Here is a 21,450-nt window from a genome sequence, read left to right on the forward strand (position 1 = left end):
GGATTGCGGCCAAGATGCGCAGATGAGTAAGGCCGCACATTATCCGGACACTCGCCCGCCCGCGCCAGCGCGCGTAGCGGCCGCGTGCGTGGCGCTGATCGCGCTGCTAGCGCTGGGCGCCTGCGGGCGCGAGGACGTGCGCCCCTCGCGCGGCGGACGCGCGGTGGCGCCGCAGCGCCAGTGGCCGGTCGTCACGCCTGCGGACCCCGCCGCCGCCAATGCCGTGCTGATGCGCGCGCTCAGCCTGGTCGGCACGCCCTACCGTTACGGCGGCAATACGCCGCAGGGCGGCTTCGACTGCAGCGGCCTGGTCAACTACGTCTATCGCGACATGCTGGACCTGAAGCTGCCGCGCACCTCGCGCGAACTGGCCCGGGTACAGGGGCCCAAGATCGCCCCCGAGCGGCTCGCCGCGGCAGATCTGGTTTTCTTCGGCAGCGGCGGCGCGGTCAGCCACGTCGGCATTTATGTCGGCGAGGGCCGCTTCGTCCATGCCCCCAGCACAGGCGGCACGGTGCGACTGGATCACCTGGACGGCGCCTACTGGCGCGACCACTACAGCGGCGCCCGGCGTGTGTTGCAGTGATGGAATAGTGACGGATATCGTTCCATCTTTACGAATATTTAACTTTTTCTGAACAATATCCTCGTTTTTATCCGGCACTATTCGGGCTGCTTTTGGAATAGTGAAAGACGCGTGACGACAAACGACTCCGGCCGCCAAGCCGCCACCCGTCTCCCCCGCCCGGGTCGCCTCCGCCCCCTCCTCTTCAGTCTGCTGTGCGCCGCTTCGCTGCCGGTGCTGGCCAACCAGGCCACGCTGGACAACAACGGCAGTCTGACCAACGCCAATACCGCCAGCCCGGCCATGGCCGATGCGATGGCCCTGTCCGACCGCGCCCTGCTGGAAGCCACCGTCGACCTGCGCGCGGTCGCGTACGAGGGCGCGGCCATGGCGCCGAACACCAGCGCCGTGCCCGCCTCCGGACGCATGCAGGCGCTGCTGCAGAAGGCCCTGGCCCTGCTCGGTACGCCCTATCGTTGGGGCGGCACCTCGCCCGACGGCGGCTTCGACTGCAGCGGCATGGTCGGCTACGTATTCCGCAGCGCGCTGGGCATCGAACTGCCGCGCGTGTCGCGCGAGATGGCGAAAGACGGCATGAAGGTCGATCGCTCCGCTTTGGCGGTCGGCGACCTGGTGTTCTTCAGCCGCCGCGGCAAGCGCGTCGACCACGTCGGCATCTATGTCGGCGACGGCCGCTTCGTGCACGCGCCGCGCACCGGCCGCGACGTCACCGTATCCAGCCTCACCGAGGGTTACTGGAGCCGCAAGTTCATGCAGGCCAGGCGCGTCGCCGAGATCTGATCGGAAGCGAGCTTCCTATTCGCAAAAAAAGCCGCTTTCGAGCGGCTTTTTTCGTTTCCGGCAGACCGTGCTTTTCCCCTCTCCCCTTTGCGGGAGAGGGACAGGCCGAAGGCCAGGGAGAGGGCCGGCTTTTCGCGCCATCTGACAGAAGAGCGAAAAGCACGCTTCGCTACGCTCGCGCCCCCTCTCCTGCCCTTCGGGCATCCTCCCCCGCAAGGGGAGGAAAAAGCGGCCGGTTCAAGCGCGATAACTCGCGATCGTCTGCTCGATCCCCTTGCTCAACTCCATGACCTTGGTCGCGTACTCGGCCAGGCGGCGGTCGTCGTCGGTCTGCGGCACCCAGTCCGGCACCGGCGTGGGCTTGCCCTCCACGCCGTCCAGCGCCACGAATACGATCACGCAATGCGTGCACAGCCGGTCGCCTTCGTCGTCCATCGGATCGCGCGCGCGTACGTCGACCGAAAAATGCATGCTGCTGGTGCCGGTGTAGACCAGCTTGGCAGAAACGGTCACCAGATCGCTGATCCGGATCGGCGCAACGAAGCGGATGCCGCCCACCGCGACCGTGACGCTGTACTTGCCGCTCCAGCCGACCGCCGCGGCGTAGCCCACCTGGTCGATCCACTTCATCACCACGCCGCCGTGCACCTTGCCGCCGTAGTTGACGTCGGTGGGTTCGGCCAGGAAACGGAAATTGAGTTCGCGCTGGTGTCCGCTCATAGTGCCTCCGCCGCCAGGCGTCCTGCCGCGATGCGGCGCGGTTCAAGTGTAGGCGATCAATCTGCCGGCCGCGGCGACGGACAGCCAAAGCGCCAACGACAACGCCGCCTGGATGCGGCCGGCCAGCGGCGGCGAAACGTCCCACGAAACCAACGAGTCCGACCACCGGATGCGGAACAGCACGGCATTGGCCAGCGCCAGCGCGATCGCGGCCAACTTGATCCTGAAAGCGCCGTTGCCGGAAAGCGGCACCGCATCGGCCGCGAACAGCGCGAAGCCGCTGCCCGCCTGCAGCGCCAATCCGACCCCTGCGAACGGCGTCAGCAGGCGCGAGACTTCCGGCAACGGCAGTCGGCGACCGAGTCCGAGCAGGCGCAGGTCCAGCATCAGCATAGAACCGAGCAGCAAGGTCAGCCCGAGCAGATGCACCAGATTGGCCACCGCATAAGCGCTGCCCGCGCCGCGCATCCATGCCGCGAACGCGGACGCTTCGAGCGCCGCCAACCAGCCTGCGGGTTCCACGCTTGCGCCGTCAGCGCAATTCGATGGTCTTGCCGTCCACGACGATGCGCTCGGCCCGCAGTTCGCGGGTGCCGTCCTTGCGCGGATAGCCTTCGACGGTGATGGCCTTGCCGACTTTCAGCGCGTCCTCGGCGAGGCCGCGCGATTCCATGCGCGAAGTCGGCGCCAGCACCGCCACCCAACGTTGGCCGCGGTAATCGACCGTGATCTCCGCATGCGGATTGCGGTAGCGCACCTCGACCGGCGCGGCGTCGAAGCGCATGACTTTGCTCGCGTCGTACGAACCCCAGCCGTGATGGGCCAAGACCGGCGCTGCGAACAGCGCGGCGACGAGCCAGAGGACGGCGATGATGCGGCGCATGGCGGATCTCCTGGGGGGATGCCGCCCTTGATACCGCGCCCGGCGTTAACGCCGCGCAAGGCCGCACCGCTTGCGGCGAGCGTACCGGCGCGCGATGCTGGCCGCGTCCAGGCAAACCGGAGACGGCGATGGGACGCACGATTGCAGGCGCGGTGGTGGGATTGGCCGTGGCGATGGCGGCCATTTTCCTGGTAGAGGCCCTGGCCACGGCGATTTCGCCGCCGCCGCCCGGGCTGGATCTCACCAACGAAGCCGATCTGGCGCGAATGGTGGAGCTGGCGACGCCCGCCATGAAAGCGATGGTCGTGTTCGGCTGGCTGCTGGCCAGCTTCGTCGGCGGCTGGGTCGCCGCCAAGATCAGCCGATCGCATCGCGTCGCGGCGGCCATCGTGGTCGGCATCGGCGTCGTTGCGGGCGTCATCCTCAACGCGACGATGCTGCCGCACCCGTTGTGGATGACCGTGCTGGGCGTGGCGCTGCCGATTCCGCTGGCCTGGTACGCGGCGCGGCTGGCGACGCCGCGCGCAACGCTCTGACTCTTCTTTCTTTTGTAGGAGCGGCTTCAGCCGCGAGCTCTTTCCGCCGGGCGCGCCGCGATCTGCTGGTAAGAGCTCGCGGCTGAAGCCGCTCCTACAAAAAGCGCGGCAAAAAAAAGCCGGCGCCTCATGACGCCGGCCTCGACCAATCGATCGAAAAAGCGATCGGATGCGATGTCCGCGGACGGTTTCGCAGCCACGACGAAAAGTCGGGGCAGCCTACGCCTCGCCCGGCGCGATGCCACAGGCCGAAAGTCATGCCTGCGTTTTCCGTGCGACACGGTATGGCGCAGCGATCTGCGCATCGCCGATACTGTCGTTCCCTGCTTCGAGATCCGCCAATGACCTCGCTCCGCCTGTGTTTCGCCGTCTGTTGCCTGTCGTTGCTGACGTCCGCGTTCGCCGCCGATCCGGTGCTGCCGCAGTCGAAGGCCTACGAAACGGACGACAGCTGGCGGCAGCCGGTGGCGCCGTTCCGCATCGCGGACAGCACCTGGTACATCGGCACTCAAGGCTTGAGCGCGGTACTGGTGAAAACGCCGCAGGGCGCGGTGCTGATCGACGGCGGCATGCCGCAGGCGGCGGAGATGCTGCTGGCGCGCATGAAGACGCTGGGCGTGGCGCCGGGCGATTTGAAGTACATCCTTTACAGCCACGCGCACACCGATCACATCGGCCCCTTGGCCGCGATCAAGCGCGCCACCGGCGCACGCGTGATCGGCAACGCCGAATCGGCGGCGCTGCTGGCCAGGGGCGGCAGCGACGACATCCATTTCGGCGACGATCTGCTGTTTCCGCCGGTGCGCGTGGACCGTTTCGTGATGGATGGCGAAACGGTCGAACTCGGCGGCCTGCGCTTCAAGGTCCACTTCACGCCCGGCCACACGCCGGGCAGCGTGAGCTGGACTTGGGACGACCGGCGCGACGACAAGCCTGTGCATATCGCCTATGTCGACAGCCTCAGCGCTCCCGGCTACCGGTTGATCGATAATCCGCGCTACCCGCGCATCGTCGAAGACTATCGCCGCAGTTTCGCAACGGTGCGCGCGTTGCCCTGCGACTTGCTGTTGACGCCGCATCCCGACGCCAGCGGCTGGACGCCCGCCGCGACCGCCACACCGCATCCGCAGCCGACGACCTGCCGCGCCTATGCGGACGGCGCCGAGCGCAAGCTCGAGGGGGAACTGAAGAAGCAGCGGGACGCGGCGCGCTGATGCCGTACACGCCGATCGTCGCGACCCTTGGCTACGTGTTGTCGCCCGACGGCCGCCGGGTGCTGATGCTGCACCGCAATTCGCGCCCGGACGATCACCACATCGGCAAGTACAACGGCCTGGGCGGCAAGATCGAGCCCGACGAGGATGTGCTGGCCGGCATGCGCCGCGAGATCCACGAAGAGGCCGGCATCGTCTGCGACGAACTGCAGTTGCGCGGCACGATCAGCTGGCCGGGCTTCGGCAAGCATGGCGAGGACTGGCTGGGCTTCGTGTTCGCGGTGACGCGCTTCACCGGCACGCCGTTGGAGCGCAATCCGGAGGGCACGCTGGAGTGGGTCGACATAGACCGTCTGCACGAGTTGCCGATGTGGGAGGGCGACCGCGAATTCCTGCCTTTGGTTTTCGATGCCGATCCGCGCCCATTCCACGGGGTGATGCCCTACCGCGACGGCAAGATGGTCTCCTGGCGCTACTCGCGCGCGTAGAGCCGAGGCGTGCGCGCCTGGCCCGCTCTGTAGAGCGGAGTTCGCTCGCTGCTTTTGCTTCCGCTTCGCAAAAGCGGGCTCGCCCGCACTGCTCTTGCTCCGGCTCTGTAGAGCTGAGCTTGCTCCGTTGCTCTTCGCTCTTAAGCCGTTCGCTCTTAAGCCATTCGCTCTTAAGCCGTTCGCTCTTAAGCCATTCGCTCTTAAAGCCGTCATCCCAGCGAACGCTGGGACCCATGTTGCTTTTGCTGTTGCCCCTAAGCCGTCATCCCGGCGAAGGCCGGGATCCAGGCCCGCGTCCTCGCGGGTTGCGCTGCCACTCGCGCCATGGACAAAAGCTTCCGGCTGCGCCGGGTCACTTTCTTTGCTGGCCCAAAGAAAGTAACCCAAGAAAGGGCCTGAACTGCGGTGCGATGCGTCTCACCTGAAAGTCCGCCAGCGGCCTAAGCTTTCGTCGTGGGTGACCTTCTTACGCAGGTACTAGATTTTGATTCGCAGCGATTGTGGTGACGTGGCTTTTGCGGAGTTGCGCTAAGGAGGCGTTCGGTCGATCGCTTCGAATCCAAATATCGAAGCGACGGAGGGTCCCGAGCGCTAGCGAACGGTGGCCAAGAACATGGAGTAGCCCCTCGCCGGGATCCCTTCCAAAGGCCCTTTTTCTTTGGTGACTTCTCTTTTTGGGCCCATCAAAAAGAAAGTCACTCGGCCGCGGTTTTAGCGGACGAAACCCCGGTCCGAAGGGCCGGCAGGTCGCAAGAACCCACCAGCAAAGGCAGCGGAGCAAGCTCCGCTCTACACAGAGCCAACGGCAAAGTCACTGGATCCCCGCTTTCGCGGGGATGACGGCCTGAAAGCAACAGCAGCGGGGCAAACCCCGCTCTACAAAACCGAACAGATCCCGGCTTTACTTCAAATGATCCGTATTGCGCTCGCCGTTCGGCCCCATCACATATTCCATATTGACGGCTACCGGGGCGCTCTCGACGAAGCCGAACTTGCTGTACAGATATTTGGCGTCGCCATCCGCGATCAGCGTGACATAGGCCGATTCGGGCACGTTGCGCTGCAACCATGCGTCCAGCGCGGCCATGATGCGCTTGCCCAAGCCGCGCCCCTGCAGCTCCGGGATCACCGCGATGTCCACGATGGTGAAAAAACAGCCGTTGTCGCCGATGATGCGGCCCATCGCCACAGGCTCGCCGCCGCGCACCAGGCTTATCCCGTACAACGTGTTCGGCAAAGCGCGCGTCGCGGCTTGCAGCGTCTTCGGGTGCATGCCGGCAGCGCTGCGCAAACGCAGATAGTCGTCCACGCCGGGAAAACGCTCGACCAGTTCGATCTCTTCGCTCATCGCGCAGGCTCCTTCACTTCCGCCTTCTCGCCCTCGGCGATGCCGACGTTGCTCGACGCCGCCTCGTACACCTCCCGGTCCAGCAGGCCGGTTTCCTTGGCCACCAACACCGGCACCAGCATCTGCCCCGTCACATTGGTCATCGTTCGCATCATGTCGAGTATGCGGTCGATCGCATACAAATAGCCGATGGCCTCCAACGGTAATCCCGCCGCGCTCAGCACTACCGTAGCCATGATCACCGCCGTGCCGGGCACGCCGGCCGTGCCGAAACTGCCCAACACCGAGGCCAGCACGATAATCAGATACTGCGTCATCGACAACTCGATGCCGGCGTACTGGGCGATGAACACCGCCGCCAGCGCCGGATAGATCGCGCCGCAGCCGTCCATCTTGATGCTGGCGCCCAGCGGCACCGCGAACGCGGCGTAGTCGCGGTCGACGCCGTGGTTGTGGGTGACGCTGCGCAACGACACCGGCAGCGCCGCGAAACTGGACGAAGCGACGAACCCGACCTGCATCGCCGGCGCCGCGCCGCGGAAGAATTTCAGCGGATTCAGGCCGTGCGCCAGCAGCAGCCCGGTATACACGACCACGATGTGGAACGCGCAAGCCGCGTATAACGCGACCACGAAACTGCCCAGCGGCAGCAGTTTCTCGAAGCCGTAGGCGCCGACCAGCCCGGCGATCAGGCCGAAGGTGCCGATCGGCGTGAACTCGAGCACGAACCGCGTCACCTGGATCATGGTCTCGCTGGCTTCGCCCATCAGCCGGCGCAAGTTGGCGGTCTTCTCGCCCAGCTTGACGAAGGCGAAACCGATCAGGCCGGCGAAGAAGATCACCTGCAGCACCGTGCCGTTGTCCGGCACCAGCACCGATTGCCCGTCGGCGGTCCTGCCGGCATCGATCGCCGATAGCGCGCGGAAGGGATTCTGCGGCACGATGTTGAACAGCATCTCGGTCGGCGTCGGCACCTGCTTGGGCTTGTAGTCCGCCGCGATCTGCAGGCCGCTGACGCCGCTGCCCGGCTTCATCGCCCAGCCGAACGCCAAGCCGACGCAGACCGCCAGCACCGCGGTGATCGCGAACCAGGCGAAGGTGCGCCCGCCGAGCGCGGCGATCGACTTCTGCCCATGCAGCGAACCGACCGCGCTGATCACCGCGAAGAACACCAGCGGGATCGCGATCATCTTGATCAGGTTGACGTACACGTCGCCCAGCGGCTCGAACCAAGTCTTGGCGTCGGCGCCGAACAGCCAGCCGGCCAGCGCGCCCAATACGAAACCGGCCAGCACGCGCTGCCAGAACGGAATGCGGAACCACCACTTGAGCATCGGGATCGGCCTTCGGGATCGGACCCCGACCATACCGCAACCGCCGGCAAGGCGGCAGTGAGGGACGCGCAACACTGCGACTGCGGCATGGAAACGATGGTTCCGAACGCTCTCCGGCGCCTGCTTCGGCGACGTGCGCCAACGGATACTTCTGTTGTGTAGAACGGTGCCTCGGTTATTTTCGATGTTTGCGCCGCGTCGCTGCCCTTAGCCTGCCTTAGCCGCATCGAGGAACCGCCCCATGTTCATTCCGATCTCTCTTGCTGTCGCCTTCGCGACCGCCCCCGCCGCCGCTTCTGCCAGCGATGTTCCCGCCGATGTGGTCGAGCCCGTTCGGCACTACATCCAGGCCAATGCGCGCAGCGACGCCACCGGGCTAGCCGAAGCCTTTCACCCCGCCGCACTGATGTACTGGGTGGACGCCGACGGCCACGTGCTCAGCCGCACCCAAGCCGATTGGCGCAAGCGCATGGCGGCGCCCGGCGACAAGCCGGCCTTCCGCCAGGCCATCGTCGCCGTCGATCGCAGCGGCGACGCAGCGGTGGTGACCGTGGAAGGCAGCCTCGACGGCAAGCCGATCACCGATTTCATGCTCGTGATGAAGCTCGGGGCGCAATGGCGCATCGTCGGCAAAACGTTCGCGCGCGCGGCGCGGCCGGCGCACACCGACCCGGGCACCGTGCAGGCCTTGCGCGACGTGGTCGCCGCGAAGCTGCGCAGCGATATCAGCTTCCGCGGCGACGAACTGCTCGCCACGCAACACCCGCGCAGCATGTTCTTCAACCTGGATCTCGGTCAGCTGGTGGCGGTCTCCGCGCAGGAATGGGCCGCACGTTTCGAGCAGAGGCGGCGCGAAGGTTCGTCGCTGAAGCCGCTCAAGCAGGAGATCGGCGACGTAGCCGCGGTCGGCGATGTCGGCTATGCGCGCTGGACCGTAGATTGGTCCAGTGGCAACCGTATTACCGATTACGCCCTTTTTATCTGCGAAAACGGCCGCTGGCGCATGATCAACACCGCCTGGGTGCAACACGAATAGCCCTGCGACCTTGGCATAATGCGGCGCGGCCGATGCCGTGCCATCGCTCCCTCCCAGCGGAAGATCCTGATGCAACGACCCCGCAATCCCGTGCCCGGCCGTGGCCATGCCATGGCCGCCGCCTGTCTCGCCGCGCTGCTCGCGGGCTGCGCGTCCAACGTGCGCGAAGCCGGGCCCGGGCCCGCCTCGGTACGCGTGGACGTACCCGACATCCGGCGCCCGGACGGCGAAAACGCAGCCTGGTGGTTCCGCGACGGCGCCGCGCAGGCCGCCGAACGCGGCGCGATGCGCGGCCGCGCCAAGAACGTGATCCTGTTCATCGGCGACGGCATGAGCCTGACCACGGTCGCCGCGGCGCGCATCCTGCAGGGCCAGCGCAGCGGCGGCCCCGGCGAGAACAACCGGCTGAGTTGGGAACGCTTTCCCGATACCGCGCTCAGCAAGACCTACAACACCGATCAGCAGACGCCCGATTCGGCAGGGACGATGACCGCGATGATCACCGGCGTCAAAACCCGCGCCGGCGTGCTCAGCGTGGACCAGAGCGCCGCACGCAAGGGTTGCGCCGGCGCGCTGAACGCACCGCTGCTGAGCGCGCTGGAATTGGCCGAAAGCGCCGGCATGGCCACAGGCATCGTCACCACCGCGCGCATCACGCACGCCACCCCCGGCGCCATGTACGCGCACACGCCGGAAAGAAATTGGGAAGGCGACACCGAGTTGAGCGAGGCCGCGCGCAAGGAAGGCTGCGCCGACATCGCGCGGCAGCTGATCGAAACGCCGTACGGCGACGGACCCGAAGTCGCGTTCGGCGGTGGCCGCGAGTATTTCATGACGGTCGAACAGCGCGACCCGGAGGAAGACGACAAGGTCGGCAGCCGCCTCGACGGCCGCAATCTGATCGGCGAGTGGCAGGCCAAGCATCCCGACGGCGCGTACGTCTGGAACCGCGAGCAGTTGGCGGCGGCCAGCGGCAAATCGCCGGTGTTCGGCCTGTTCGAATACGACCATCTGCATTTCGAGTACGACCGCAAGGACGATCCGGGCGAACCCAGCCTGGCCGAGTTGACCAAGGCCGCGATCGAACGTTTGCAGTCGTCTCCGAACGGCTTCTTCCTGATGGTGGAAGGCGGCCGGATCGATCACGCCAACCATTACGGCAACGCCTACCGCGCACTGACCGACACGATCGCGATGTCCGACGCGGTCCAAGCCGCGACGGAACTCACTTCCGACAGCGACACGCTGATCCTGGTGACCGCCGATCATTCCCATACGATGACTTTCGCCGGCTATCCGCGCCGCGGCAACCCGATCCTGGGCAAGGTGCGCGGCAGCAGCGGCGAAGACGACAGCGCCGGTTCCCTGGCCACCGACGGTACCGGCCTGCCCTACACCACGCTCGGTTATGCGAACGGCCCGGGATACACCGGCGCGAGTTCTTCGCAGCCGGCCGGCCCGAAGAAATTCCTGCACACCGGCAAGGAGTACGAAGCTTCCGAAGGCCGCCCCAACCTGACCGACGTGGATACGGAAGACCCGGATTATCTGCAGGAATCGGTCCTGCCGTTGGCCAGCGAAACCCACGGCGGCGAAGACGTCGGCATCTGGGCCCGCGGCCCGGGCAGCGCGGCGGTGCGCGGCAGCGTGGAGCAGAACGCCATTTTCCACCTTATGGTGCAGGCGACGCCGAAACTGCGCGCACGTCTGTGCGCGGCCAAGCTGTGCAATAACGACGGCGTGCCGGTGGAATTGCCGGATCCGAAGGATTTCCTGCCGCGTTGATGTGCGATTTTGTGGAAGCGGCTCTTGTGGGAGCGGCTTTAGCCGCGAGCTTTTGAGAGCGGAATCGTTATCGCAAGAGCTCGCGGCTAAAGCCGCTCCCACGAAAAGCCAGGCACTAGAACGGCTTGGCCAGCACCAGATAGACGATCCCCACCAGCAACAGCACCGGCGCCTCGTTGAACCAGCGCAACGCTTTCGAGGACGGCAGCGGCTTTCCCGCCTCGACGCCCTTGAGCCAACGGCCGGCGACGATGTAGTGCGTCAGCATCAGCAGCACCAGCGCCAGCTTCGCATGCAGCCAGGGCCCGGTCATGCCGAAATGCAGCCACAGCGTCAGGCCCAACACGACCGCCAGGCCGAACATGATGTGGCCGAAACGGTACAGCCGTCGCCCCATCAGCACCAGGCGCTTTCGCACGGCCGGTTCGCCGCCGGCTTCGGCGATGTTGACCAGGATCCGCGGCAGATAGAACACGCCGCCCATCCACGCCATCACGAATACCAGATGCGCGGTCTTGGTCCACAGATAGGCTTGCATGGTTCGGCTCCCTGGCGTTCGCGTAGGATGATACGACGTCCGCCACTCCCCTTCGCATGAGCAAACAATACGACGCGCGCTATTTCGACCGTTGGTACCGCGGCCACGGGCTGGGCGACAGGGCGCGCCTGGGCCGCAAGGTCGCGCTGGCCGTCGCCACCGCCGAATACCATCTGCAGCGGCCGATCCGCAACGTGCTCGACATCGGTTGCGGCGAAGGTGTGTGGCGCGCGCCGTTGCTGAAACTGCGTCCCAAGCTGGACTACCTGGGCTTCGACAGCAGCGAGTATGCGATCCGCCGCTACGGCCGCAGCCGTCGCCTACGCTACGCGCGTTTCGGGGATTTCGCCGAACTGCGGCCCTGCGCACCGGCCGACCTGGTGGTGTGCAGCGACGTGCTGCACTACCTGACCGTACGCGAACTCGACCGCGGCCTGCCTGGACTCGTCGAGTTGTGCGCCGGCGTCGCTTTCCTGGAGACCTTCGCGCGCGAGGATGCGGCCGAAGGCGACGAAGACGAATTCCAGAACCGCCCGGCCCGCTTCTACCGCCAGCGCTTCGAAGCGCTGGGCCTGCGCCAGCTCGGCTCGCATTGCTGGCTGTCGCCGCAACTCGCCGACGATGCGACTGCGCTGGAGATCAGCTAGCCCGCTTGCGCCTAGGTTTTTTCGCCGCGGCCTTGCGGCGCGCGGCGTCGAGGGCCCGTTGCGCCCACGGCCGCATCGCATCGGGCGCGTCCAGCGCCTGTTCCGGCACGGACCAGTAACTGGTCTCCACGATGCGGCCACGACCTTCGAAAACGAAGGGCGAAGATCCCGCCGCCTCGAAAGCCGCGCGGCTTTCGCCGTCCGTCTTCAGATAGAAAGCCTCTTCGGCCACCAGGCCGATCATCGCGCCATCCACGTAGATGCCCCAGCCGCCGAACATCCTGCGCGCGGCGACGCCGCCGAGCGGCGATACCAGCTCCAGCAGATACGCGACGAAAGGGTCCTGTGCGGCCATGCGCCGACTATACCCTGCCCCTTTTTGTAGGAGCGGCTTTAGCCGCGAACTCTTTCCCTCAAGCCCACGCGACATGGGGAAAGAGCTCGCGGCTAAAGCCGCTCCTACAACGCCGCTCCTACAAGACGGCGGTCAATACGCCGCGCTCTTCACCAGCAGATGCTTGGCGAACAAGCCATGCAGCATGCCCAGTCCGCGCGCGATGTGCAGCGTCAGGAACAGCATCAGGAACCCGGTGACGAACAGGAACGGCAGGGCCCAGGCCTGCAGCGACGTGCTGATCACATCGTCGCCGATGTTCAGCAGCTGCCAGCCGCCGACGCTGACGCCCGCGTCCGCGCCGAAGATCCACACCGCGATCGGCGTGGCGATGAACGCCAGCGAGCATGCGGTCATGGTTACGATCAGCGTGAAATAGAAGATGCCCAGCGGCAGCATCGCCAGGAAGTACAGCATCGTCGACCAAGTGCGCGGGTCGATGAACATGTCCACGATGCGCTGCAGCAGCGGCTTGCCGCGCTCGGCGTACAACGGACGCCGCGGCATGCGCTCGCCGAGCATGACTTCCACCAGCCGTCCCTCTACCAGCGACAGCAACCGCACCGAACCGAAGAACAGGATCACGAACGGAATGCCGATGATCAGCACGCCCAGGCCGGCCGACAGCGATGCGCCAGTCACGATCCAGGTGAAGTAGAAGACACCGGTCGCCAGCGACAGCAGCATGTAGAACAGCGACGTGTAAGCGCGCGGATCGGCGAGCACGCCGAAGAACTGGCCCAATGCCGATTTGCGCTGCGGCGGCGGCGGCGGGCGCAAGGCGCGAGTCACCTTCACCTCGGTGTCGCGATAGATGTCGGCGACCTCGTCCGGCGCGCCGTAGCTGCCGGCGACCGAGGCGATCACTTCGGCCTCGCTCTTGTCCGGGTTTTCGGCCATCTCCGAGCGCAGGTATTCCTCGGCGTCGTACAGCGCGTCCTGCACCAGCGCCGGATCGGCGCCGGCCAACGCCGCGCGCAGCTGCTCCAGGTATTCGGGGATGGAAGTCGGCAGCGCGGTGTTCATGGCAGCAGTCCCTCGAGGACGGAATCGACGGAATCGCGGGTCGCGCGCCAGGCGGCGGCCCATTCGCGCAGGGTTTCCCGACCCTGCTCGGTGAGGCGGTAGTACCGGCGCGGCGGCCCGCTGACGGAGGGCTCCACATGGCTGTCGAGCAACCCCGCCGCGCCCAGGTTGCGCAGCACCGGATACAGCGCGCTCTGCTTGCCGCTGAGCACGCCGTCGCCGAAGCGCTCCAGCTGTTTGGCGATCTGGTACCCATACATCGGCTCGTTCGCCCGCCCCAGCACGGCCAGCAGGGCCAGCGATACCGTGCCGGCGCTGAGCTCTTTCTGGAATTTCTTGAGCTGGAGATCGGATTCGGTCACTTCGGCCCCGCTAGGTTGCACGCAATACTATTGCTAACTTAGCTATACCGCATATGCCATTAGTAGGGCCTCGGCCACCGTTGCCCTGGCCCAGTTGGCGCGAGCCGAAGCTTGGCGGGCCGAGGCCCTACGCAGACACGGTTCACCCGGATCGGCTACTCTTGTGCATTGCAGCAAAGAGCGCCCACCGCCCATGCTCTACCAACTTCACGAGTTGACCCGCGCCTGGATGAGCCCCTTCGTCTATTGGGCCGAGGCCAACGCCAAGATCCTCACCGCCCCGAGCAGCCCCTTCGCCGCCCTGCCCGGCGCGCAACGCCTGGCCGCGAACCAGGAACTGTTCTACCGGATCGGCAAGGACTACGAAAAGCCGGAATTCGGCATCCACTCGATCGACATCGAGGGACACAAGGTGCCGGTGGTGGAAATCGAATCGCTGGTCAAGCCGTTCTGCCGGTTGTTGCGATTCAAGCGCTACACCGACGACGTCGGCAATATCGCCGACCTGAAAGACGACCCGGCCGTATTGATCGTCGCCCCGCTGTCGGGCCACCACGCGACTTTGCTGCGCGATACCGTTCGCACGATGCTGCAGGACCACAAGGTCTACATCACCGACTGGATCGATGCGCGCATGGTGCCGGCCGACCAGGGTGCGTTCGGGCTGGACGATTACGTCGCCTATATCGAAGAGTTCATCCGCCACATCGGCGCCGACAAGCTCCATGTGATCAGCGTCTGCCAACCGACCGTGCCGGTGCTGGCCGCGATCTCGCTGATGGCCGCGCGCGGCGAGAAGGTGCCGCGCTCGATGATCATGATGGGCGGGCCGAACGATCCGCGCGAGAATCCCACCGAGGTCAACGACCTGGCCACCGAGCATCCGTTGAGCTGGTTCCAGACCAACGTGATCCAAAGCGTGCCCTACCCTTATCCGGGCCGCGGCCGGCAGGTGTATCCGGGCTTCCTGCAGCACGCGGGCTTCCTGGCGATGAATCCGCGCCGGCATCTGCAATCGCACTGGGACTTCTACCAGGACCTGGTCCGCGGCGACCTGCAGGACGCCGAAGCGCACCGCCGCTTCTACGACGAGTACAACGCGGTGCTGGACATGCCCGCGGAGTACTACCTCGACACGATCCGGATCGTGTTCCAGGAGTTCCTGCTGCCGCGCGGTTTGTGGGACGTGCGCGGCGAGCGGGTCGATCCTTCCAAGATCCGCGACTGCGCGCTGATGACGATCGAAGGCCAGTTGGACGATATCTCCGGCCGCGGCCAGACCCGCGCTGCGCACAAGATGTGCAGCGGCATCCCGGAACAGGACCACCAGCACTACACCGTCCGCGCGGCAGGCCATTACGGCATCTTCAGCGGCCGCCGCTGGCGCGAGCAGGTGTATCCGCGGGTGCGCGATTTCATCGCCAAATACGCCTGATGCCGTGCGCTCATTAGCTCTGTAGAGCGGAGCTTGCTTCGCTGTTTTCGTCTTGCCCTTTGTAGAGCGGGCTTGCCCCGCTGCTCTTGTTCTTAAGCCGTTCGCTCTTAAGCCGTTCGCTCTTAAGCTGTTCGCTCTTAAAGCCGTCATCCCAGCGAACGCTGGGACCCATCTTGCTCTTGCTCTTGCCCTTGCCCTTCAGCCGTCATCCCGGCGAAGGCCGGGATCCAGGCCCGCGTCCTCGCCGCTTGCGCTGCGACTCGCGCCATGGATAAAGGCTTCCGCGCTGCGCGCGGGTCACTTTCTTTGCTGGCCCAAAGAAAGTAACCCAAGAAAGGGCCTGAACTGCGGTGCGATGCGTCGCATCTGAAAGTCCGTCAGCGACTTGGCTTTCGTCGCAGGTGACCTTCTTACGCAGGTACTAGATTTTGATTCGCAGCCTATGGGTGACGTGGCTTTTGCGGAGTTGCGCTAAGGAGTCGTTCGGGTCGATCGCCTCGCATCTGAATGTCGAAGCGACGGAGGAATCCCGAGAGCCGGTGAGAAGGGCCAAGAACACGGGGGAGCCCCATCGCCGGGATCCCTTCCAAAGGCCCTTTTTCTTTGGTTACTGTTCTTTTTGAGCCCCACAAAAAGAAAGTCACTCGGCCGCGGTTTTAGCGGACGAAACCCCGGCCCAAAGGGCCGGCAGATCGCGAGAATCTCAAGCAAAGGCAGCGGAGCAAGCTCCGCTCTACAATTGCAGGTGCGAATTCATTCGCACTTAATACGTCAAAAAGCGTGCGAATGAATTCGCACCTGCAAAAAAGCAAGAGCAGCGGGGCAAGTCCCGCTCTACAAAGCAAAAAAGCGCTGATCGTGATTCGTCGGCAACAGCACCGGCGAACGTCAATTGCGCAGCTTGTACCCGGTCTTGAATATCCACCACACTACGAACAGGCACAGCGCCAGGAACCCGAGGATGGCGACAGCGCTGATCCGCACGTCCACGTCCGCATTGCCGTAGAAGCTCCAGCGGAACCCGCTGATCAGGTACACCACCGGATTGAACAGGGTGATCTTCTGCCACACCGGCGGCAGCATCTTGATCGAATAGAACGCGCCGCCCAGGAAGGTCAACGGCGTGACGATCATCAGCGGAATCACCTGCAGCTTCTGGAAGTCGTCCGCCCACAGCCCGATGATGAAGCCGAACAGGCTGAACGTGATAGCGGTGAGGAAAAGGAAGCAGATCATCCAGAACGGATGCGCGATCTCGTAATCGACGAAGAACCGCGCCGTGACCAGGATCAGCAGGCCCAGCATCACCGACTTGGTGGCCGCAGCGCCGACGTAGCCGATCACCGCCTCGATGTACGACACCGGCGCCGACAGCAGCTCGAAGATCGTGCCCGCCCACTTGGGCATGTAGATGCCGAAAGAAGCGTTGGAGATGCTCTCGTTGAGCAGAGTGAGCATGATCAGGCCTGGGATGATGAAGGCGCCGTAGCTGACCCCGTCGATATCGCCCATCCGCGAACCGATCGCCGCGCCGAACACCACGAAATACAGGGATGTAGACAGCACCGGCGAAGCGATGCTCTGGGTGATGGTGCGGAAAGTGCGCGCCATTTCGAACTTGTAGATCGCGCGGATCGCGTGCAGGTTCATGCCGTGGCCCCCTCGCGGTTGTTGCGCACCAGGCTGACGAAGATATCCTCCAGCGAACTCTCGCTGGAATGCAGGTCCTTGAAGTCGATGCCATGCTCGCCCAGGCGCTTGAGCAGCGAAGCGATGCCGGTCTCCTCTGTTTGCGTGTCGAAGGTGTAGACCAGCGCGTGGCCTTCCTCGATCAGCTCCAGCGGCAGGTCGGACATCGCGTCCGGCACTTGCGCCAACGGGTTCTGCAGGGTCAGCGTCAGCTGCTTCTTGCCCAGCTTGCGCATCAGCGTGCGCTTGTCCTCGACCAGCACCAGCTCGCCCTTGTTGATCACGCCGATGCGGTCGGCCATTTCCTCGGCCTCCTCGATGTAGTGCGTGGTCAGGATGATGGTCACGCCGCTCTCGCGCAGCTTGCGCACCATCTGCCACATGTCGTGGCGCAGCTCGACGTCGACGCCGGCGGTGGGCTCGTCCAAAAACAGGATCTGCGGCTCGTGCGACAGCGCCTTGGCGATCAGCACGCGGCGCTTCATGCCGCCCGACAAGGCCATGATCTTGCTGTCCTTCTTGTCCCATAGCGACAGATCGCGCAGCACTTTTTCCAAATGCGCCGGATTCGGCGGCTTGCCGAACAGGCCGCGGCTGAACGTGACCGTGGCCCAGACGGTTTCGAAAGCATCGGTCGACAATTCCTGCGGCACCAGCCCGATCTTGGAGCGCGCCGCGCGGTATTCGGCCGCGATGTCGTGCCCGTCCGCGGTCACGCTGCCTTCGCTGGCGTTGACGATGCCGCAGACGACGCTGATCAACGTGGTCTTGCCGGCGCCGTTGGGACCCAGCAGCGCGAAGATCTCGCCGCGGCGGATGTCCAGGCTCACGTTCTTCAACGCTTGGAAACCGGATTTATAGGTCTTGCTGAGGTTCTTGATCGATATGACGGGTTGCACGGCGCCTCCTGGCGTATCGGCACTTGCTTGTCCTCTCCGGCCTTGCGAACCGTAGAGTCGAGCTTGCTCGACTGCTTTTGGTTCTTCCGGCGGAAAAAAGCAGTCGAGCAAGCTCGACTCTACAAAGGACTCGGCGGACGACCTATTGTCGCAGCCTGGAAAGCGCTGCCAACCCCTGAAAGTTGGGATTCTGTGGCCAACATTTCCGATGGGCAGCCCCGGCCAGTACACTCGCCCGACTCACGGGAGAGAGCTCATGCGTAAAAACCTGCTGTGCGCCGCGCTGCTGCTGGCCTTCGCACCCATGCTGCAAGCGCAGCAAAGCGCGGACAAGCCGAAGGTCAAATCGGCCAAGGAGATCGTCGATGCAGCGCCGGCTTCGGCCTGGCGGACGCTGGACCCGGCCAACACCTTGTATATGGACCTGAAAGGCGGCCGCGTCGTCATCGAATTGGCCCCGGATTTCGCGCCCGGGCATGTCGCCAACATCAAGGCGCTGGCGCGAGGCGGCTATTGGAACGGGCTGAGCATCTACCGCTCGCAGGACAATTTCGTCGTCCAGTTCGGCGACCCGACCGAAGACGAGAAGCAACGCAAGCCGTTGTCGACAGGCGCCAAGGCGAAGCTGCCCGCCGAATTCGAACGCGCCAGCGCCGGGCTGGCTTTCGATGCGCTGCCCGACAGCGACGGTTGGGCGCCGCAGGTCGGCTTCTCCGGGGGGTTTCCGGCCGGACGCGATCCCAAATCCGGCAAGACCTGGCTGGCCCACTGCTACGGCACGCTCGGCGCCGGCCGCGATGTCGCCGCGGACAGCAGCAACGGCACCGAGCTTTATGTCGCCACCGGCCAGTCGCCGCGCGCGCTGGACCGCAACATCACCGTGGTCGGCCGCGTCGTGCAAGGTATGGAAATGCTCAGCGTGATCCCGCGCGGGCCCGAGCCGATGGGTTTTTACGAGAAGGAAGAGCAGCGCGTACCGATCGTGTCGATCAAACTGGCTTCGGAAGTGCCTGAAGCCGAACGCGTGCCCCTGCAATTGCTCAAGACCGACAGCGCCGCTTTCGCCGAGGCGACCGAAGCGCGCCGCAACCGCCGCGACGAGTGGTACAAGCATCCGGCCGGGCATATCGATCTGTGCAATGTCCCGTTGCCGGTGCGGGCAGCGCCGGTGAAGCCGTAGGCCCTAGACCCTTAAAAAGAGCCGCCCTGAGGCGGCTCTTTTTATTGCCTTCGGCCATCTGCAACTAGAACTCCCGCGAAAACCGCACCCCGAACGTACGCGGCTGGGTGGAGACGGTGTACGGCTGGAAGCCGCACGTCAGCGTCGCGCATTGCGCGAAGCGGGTCAGTTCTGTGCGCTCGTCCGTGGCGTTCTTGAGGAAGAAGTCCAACGCCCAGCTGCCGCGCCTTACGCCCGCCGAAAGATCGAGCGTGGTGTACGCGTCCAGATCGCCGAGCAATGCGCGCTGCTCTTCGCGCAGATCGCTGACGCGGTCGCCCTGATGGAAGACCGAGGCCTGGAAATAGGGCTCGTACTCGCCCATTTCCCAGGTGTAGCGGCCGACCAGGCTGCCCTTGAACTCCGGCGTGATCGGCAGGCGGCTGCCTTTGGGCGCGCGGTCCGGCGTGTCGTCCGTGCGCGGGCCGAAGCAGGTCGGATCGAGCGATCCGTCCGGATTGGTCGCCGCGCAATAGTCCTCGGTCAGCTTGGCGTCGTACCAGGCGAAGCCGCCGGTGATCGTCAGGTTGTAGGTGACCGCCCAATTGAGGTCGATCTCGATGCCTTCGATCCGCGCCTGGCCCGCGTTGCGGATTTCGGTCAGACCGTTCTGGCCCAGATACGAGAATTGGAAATCGTCCCAGTCCTCGCGGAAGATCGCGCCGTTGAACGACAGCCGATTGCCGGCCCAAGTGGTTTTCCAGCCGATTTCGTAATTGGTGAGGAAGTCCGATAGGTACGGCGGCAACGTGCCTTTGCGGTTGATGCCGCCCGGACGATAGCCTTCCGACCACGTGGCATAGAGCAGTTTGTTGTCGTCGATCTCGTAAGTGATGTTGAAACGGCCGAGCGAGCCGTCTTCCTTCACCTTTTTGTCGAAGTTCAGGCAAGGCGCGCCTTCGTACTTGACCCAGTTCGCGGGATCGCCGTAAAGCGCACGGCAGCCCGCTTCGCCGTAGCGGAAAATCGGATCGTCGCCGCTCTGCGAGGAATAGCCTTCGCCGAAGCCGTAATAGCCGCGCAGGTTGTTGTTGGCGCGGAACCAGCGCCCGCCCGCGGTGACCGTCCACTTGTCGGTGATGTCGAAACTCAACTCGCCGAACACCGCTTCGTCGCGGTCCTTGCGGTCCTGCTCGGTCAGCCAGATCGTGTCTTCGTAACCGCTCACCGACAACAGCGACGCCAGGCCGTCGACCCGGTAACGCTGGTGGATGTCGTGCTTCTGTTCCTGCCAGAACACGCCGCCGACGAAGCGCAGCCGGTTCTCCTTCGGCGAGGCGATACGCAGTTCGTGGCTGGTCTTGCGGTAGCCGTCGGTCGCTTCGATGTACTGCGACGGATTGATCAGATTGCCGGCATCGTCGTAGAAATAAGCGCCGTAGCCGGCCAGCGTGTCGTACCAGAAACCGTAATCGTTGTAATCAGATTCGGAATCGACGTTGCGGGTGAGATGCGAGAACGCGTAGACGAGATCGAAGTTGCCGATCTTGCCTTCGACGGTCAGCGCGGCCTGATCCCAGCGGTCCTTGGACGACTCGTTGTAGAAGTGGGTCACCTTCAGATCGCCCACGCTCGGGTCGTAGCCGGTGCTGCCGCTGGCCACCATCTTCTGGCCGACGATCGACGGCGTGATCGACCAGTTTTCGTTCAAGTCGATCCGCAGCGCGGCGCGGGCGCCCATGGTCTCGGCGTCGTTGTAGTCGTCGTCGGCGCGGTTAGCGTTGTCGATGGTGATGCCGGAGGTCGGGAACGTGCGCGTGCCGAATACGTTGTCGACATAGCCGGCATCGTATTTCTGCCAGCCCACGACGCGTATGGCCATGTTGTCGCGGATCGGCAGGTTGGCGAAGCCTTCGAACACGTGGCCGATGCCGCCGCCGTCGATCGCATTGGCCTCGACGCCGAAGCCGGCCGCGAACGCCGACGGATCGGGCTTGTTGGTGATGATGCGGACCGTGCCGGCCTGCGAGCTGGCGCCGTACAGCGTGCCCTGCGGACCGGCGAGCGCCTCGACGCGCTCGATGTCGTACATGTGGATGTCCAGCGAGCCCTGGATCGTGGTGATCGGCTGCTCGTCCAGATACATGCCCACGCTGGGTTGCGAGCCGGAATGGTTGCCGTCGCCGCCGCTGGACACGCCGCGCATATAGACCTGCACGAAACCGGGCCCGGAGAACACGCCGCCGCCCGCGGTGCCGTACGACAGGCTGGGGATCAGCTTGGCGTAGTCGTCGAAGTCCGACACCTGCTGCTGTTCCAACTGCGCGTTGCCGATCGCCTGGATGCTGATCGGCACCTTCTGCAGGTTTTCCACTCGCTTCTGCGCCGTCACCAGCACCGTGTCGAGGGTCTTGGCCCGGGCCTGCGGCGTTTGCGCCGCATCGGTCTGCGCCTGGCCGGCCGGCGCCTGATCGGTGTTCTGCGCCCAGGCCAACGGGCTGAACGCCAGGCCGATCGCCGCCGCCAGCGGCAAACGCCTCAACGCCACCGCACTGCTTCGTCTGTTATAGCTTTTATTCGACTGCATGCTC

22 protein-coding genes are annotated in these 21,450 nt (G+C 64.9%); 10 read left to right on the forward strand and 12 right to left on the reverse strand.

Features of this window, described 5'->3' with window-relative positions:
- Positions 1–22: 22 nt before the first annotated feature.
- Positions 23–586 (forward strand): C40 family peptidase, encoded by a 564-nt coding sequence (locus tag M2650_RS06010; RefSeq protein WP_249472469.1) that lies wholly within the window; start codon positions 23–25, stop codon positions 584–586.
- A 111-nt stretch (positions 587–697) separates the two neighbouring features.
- Positions 698–1,366 carry a C40 family peptidase gene (locus M2650_RS06015; protein WP_249472471.1) on the forward strand — a complete coding sequence of 223 codons (669 nt, stop codon included), beginning with the start codon at positions 698–700 and terminating at the stop codon, positions 1,364–1,366.
- A 237-nt stretch (positions 1,367–1,603) separates the two neighbouring features.
- Here M2650_RS06015 and M2650_RS06020 read toward each other — a convergent pair whose 3' ends face one another.
- The 3 genes from M2650_RS06020 to M2650_RS06030 are packed head-to-tail and all read right to left on the reverse strand — an operon-like array spanning position 1,604 to position 2,969.
- Positions 1,604–2,086: an acyl-CoA thioesterase gene (locus M2650_RS06020; RefSeq protein WP_249472473.1), complete on the reverse strand. Its 483-nt coding sequence runs from the start codon at positions 2,084–2,086 to the stop codon at positions 1,604–1,606.
- 42 nt (positions 2,087–2,128) lie between these two features.
- A complete protein-coding gene (locus M2650_RS06025) occupies positions 2,129–2,608 on the reverse strand; it encodes a DUF6644 family protein (protein ID WP_249472474.1) in 480 nt (159 codons plus the stop codon).
- Positions 2,609–2,618: 10 nt separating this feature from the next.
- Positions 2,619–2,969: a DUF6152 family protein gene (locus tag M2650_RS06030; RefSeq protein ID WP_249472476.1), complete on the reverse strand. Its 351-nt coding sequence runs from the start codon at positions 2,967–2,969 to the stop codon at positions 2,619–2,621.
- A gap of 128 nt (positions 2,970–3,097) precedes the next feature.
- Here M2650_RS06030 and M2650_RS06035 point away from each other — a divergent pair, with 128 nt between their 5' ends.
- From M2650_RS06035 to M2650_RS06045, 3 genes are all read left to right on the forward strand, one after another.
- Positions 3,098–3,505, forward strand: a complete 408-nt coding sequence (locus tag M2650_RS06035) for a hypothetical protein (RefSeq protein WP_249472478.1) — start codon at positions 3,098–3,100, stop codon at positions 3,503–3,505.
- Between the two features lie 341 nt (positions 3,506–3,846).
- Positions 3,847–4,719 (forward strand): subclass B3 metallo-beta-lactamase, encoded by an 873-nt coding sequence (gene bla / locus M2650_RS06040; protein ID WP_249472479.1) that lies wholly within the window; start codon positions 3,847–3,849, stop codon positions 4,717–4,719.
- Entirely contained in the window at positions 4,719–5,207 is a 489-nt protein-coding gene (locus M2650_RS06045) for an NUDIX hydrolase (RefSeq protein WP_249472481.1), read from the forward strand. Before bla ends, M2650_RS06045 begins: the two co-directional genes overlap by 1 nt.
- Positions 5,208–6,108: 901 nt before the next feature.
- On the opposite strand, the gene M2650_RS06050 is transcribed toward M2650_RS06045, so the two are convergent.
- Together M2650_RS06050 and M2650_RS06055 are read right to left on the reverse strand one after the other, a co-directional pair.
- Entirely contained in the window at positions 6,109–6,555 is a 447-nt protein-coding gene (locus tag M2650_RS06050; protein ID WP_249472483.1) for a GNAT family N-acetyltransferase, read from the reverse strand.
- Positions 6,552–7,895 carry a dicarboxylate/amino acid:cation symporter gene (locus M2650_RS06055; RefSeq protein WP_249474239.1) on the reverse strand — a complete coding sequence of 448 codons (1,344 nt, stop codon included), beginning with the start codon at positions 7,893–7,895 and terminating at the stop codon, positions 6,552–6,554. Before M2650_RS06055 ends, M2650_RS06050 begins: the two co-directional genes overlap by 4 nt.
- A 235-nt stretch (positions 7,896–8,130) precedes the next feature.
- On the opposite strand from M2650_RS06055, the gene M2650_RS06060 reads away from it, so the two are divergent.
- On the forward strand, positions 8,131–8,925 hold the full coding sequence (locus tag M2650_RS06060) for a nuclear transport factor 2 family protein (RefSeq protein WP_249472485.1): 795 nt from the start codon (positions 8,131–8,133) through the stop codon (positions 8,923–8,925).
- A gap of 69 nt (positions 8,926–8,994) precedes the next feature.
- On the forward strand, positions 8,995–10,710 hold the full coding sequence (locus tag M2650_RS06065; RefSeq protein WP_249472487.1) for an alkaline phosphatase: 1,716 nt from the start codon (positions 8,995–8,997) through the stop codon (positions 10,708–10,710).
- Between the two features lie 115 nt (positions 10,711–10,825).
- Here M2650_RS06065 and M2650_RS06070 read toward each other — a convergent pair whose 3' ends face one another.
- Positions 10,826–11,248: a CopD family protein gene (locus M2650_RS06070; RefSeq protein WP_249472489.1), complete on the reverse strand. Its 423-nt coding sequence runs from the start codon at positions 11,246–11,248 to the stop codon at positions 10,826–10,828.
- Positions 11,249–11,304: 56 nt separating this feature from the next.
- On the opposite strand from M2650_RS06070, the gene M2650_RS06075 reads away from it, so the two are divergent.
- A complete protein-coding gene (locus M2650_RS06075) occupies positions 11,305–11,895 on the forward strand; it encodes a methyltransferase (RefSeq protein ID WP_249472490.1) in 591 nt (196 codons plus the stop codon).
- On the opposite strand, the gene M2650_RS06080 is transcribed toward M2650_RS06075, so the two are convergent.
- The 3 genes from M2650_RS06080 to M2650_RS06090 form a co-directional block, all read right to left on the reverse strand.
- The gene (locus tag M2650_RS06080; RefSeq protein WP_249472492.1) at positions 11,888–12,250 is read right to left on the reverse strand and encodes a TfoX/Sxy family protein; all 363 of its coding nucleotides are present in this window, start codon (positions 12,248–12,250) and stop codon (positions 11,888–11,890) included. The genes M2650_RS06075 and M2650_RS06080 overlap by 8 nt on opposite strands.
- A gap of 132 nt (positions 12,251–12,382) precedes the next feature.
- Positions 12,383–13,315 carry a sensor domain-containing protein gene (locus M2650_RS06085; protein ID WP_249472494.1) on the reverse strand — a complete coding sequence of 311 codons (933 nt, stop codon included), beginning with the start codon at positions 13,313–13,315 and terminating at the stop codon, positions 12,383–12,385.
- Positions 13,312–13,677 (reverse strand): PadR family transcriptional regulator, encoded by a 366-nt coding sequence (locus M2650_RS06090; protein ID WP_249472496.1) that lies wholly within the window; start codon positions 13,675–13,677, stop codon positions 13,312–13,314. Before M2650_RS06090 ends, M2650_RS06085 begins: the two co-directional genes overlap by 4 nt.
- 193 nt (positions 13,678–13,870) lie before the next feature.
- Here M2650_RS06090 and M2650_RS06095 point away from each other — a divergent pair, with 193 nt between their 5' ends.
- Positions 13,871–15,112, forward strand: coding sequence for a polyhydroxyalkanoate depolymerase (locus tag M2650_RS06095; RefSeq protein WP_249472497.1), 1,242 nt, complete (start codon positions 13,871–13,873; stop codon positions 15,110–15,112).
- A gap of 888 nt (positions 15,113–16,000) precedes the next feature.
- On the opposite strand, the gene M2650_RS06100 is transcribed toward M2650_RS06095, so the two are convergent.
- Both M2650_RS06100 and M2650_RS06105 read right to left on the reverse strand, forming a co-directional pair.
- On the reverse strand, positions 16,001–16,762 hold the full coding sequence (locus M2650_RS06100) for an ABC transporter permease (RefSeq protein WP_249472499.1): 762 nt from the start codon (positions 16,760–16,762) through the stop codon (positions 16,001–16,003).
- Positions 16,759–17,700, reverse strand: a complete 942-nt coding sequence (locus tag M2650_RS06105) for an ABC transporter ATP-binding protein (protein WP_249472500.1) — start codon at positions 17,698–17,700, stop codon at positions 16,759–16,761. Before M2650_RS06105 ends, M2650_RS06100 begins: the two co-directional genes overlap by 4 nt.
- 304 nt (positions 17,701–18,004) lie before the next feature.
- On the opposite strand from M2650_RS06105, the gene M2650_RS06110 reads away from it, so the two are divergent.
- On the forward strand, positions 18,005–18,880 hold the full coding sequence (locus M2650_RS06110; protein ID WP_249474242.1) for a peptidylprolyl isomerase: 876 nt from the start codon (positions 18,005–18,007) through the stop codon (positions 18,878–18,880).
- A gap of 64 nt (positions 18,881–18,944) precedes the next feature.
- Here M2650_RS06110 and M2650_RS06115 read toward each other — a convergent pair whose 3' ends face one another.
- On the reverse strand, positions 18,945–21,446 hold the full coding sequence (locus M2650_RS06115) for a TonB-dependent receptor (RefSeq protein WP_249472502.1): 2,502 nt from the start codon (positions 21,444–21,446) through the stop codon (positions 18,945–18,947).
- Positions 21,447–21,450 lie beyond the last annotated feature (4 nt).

Source organism: Luteimonas galliterrae (assembly GCF_023374055.1).
Taxonomy (GTDB): Bacteria; Pseudomonadota; Gammaproteobacteria; order Xanthomonadales; family Xanthomonadaceae; genus Luteimonas_C; species Luteimonas_C galliterrae.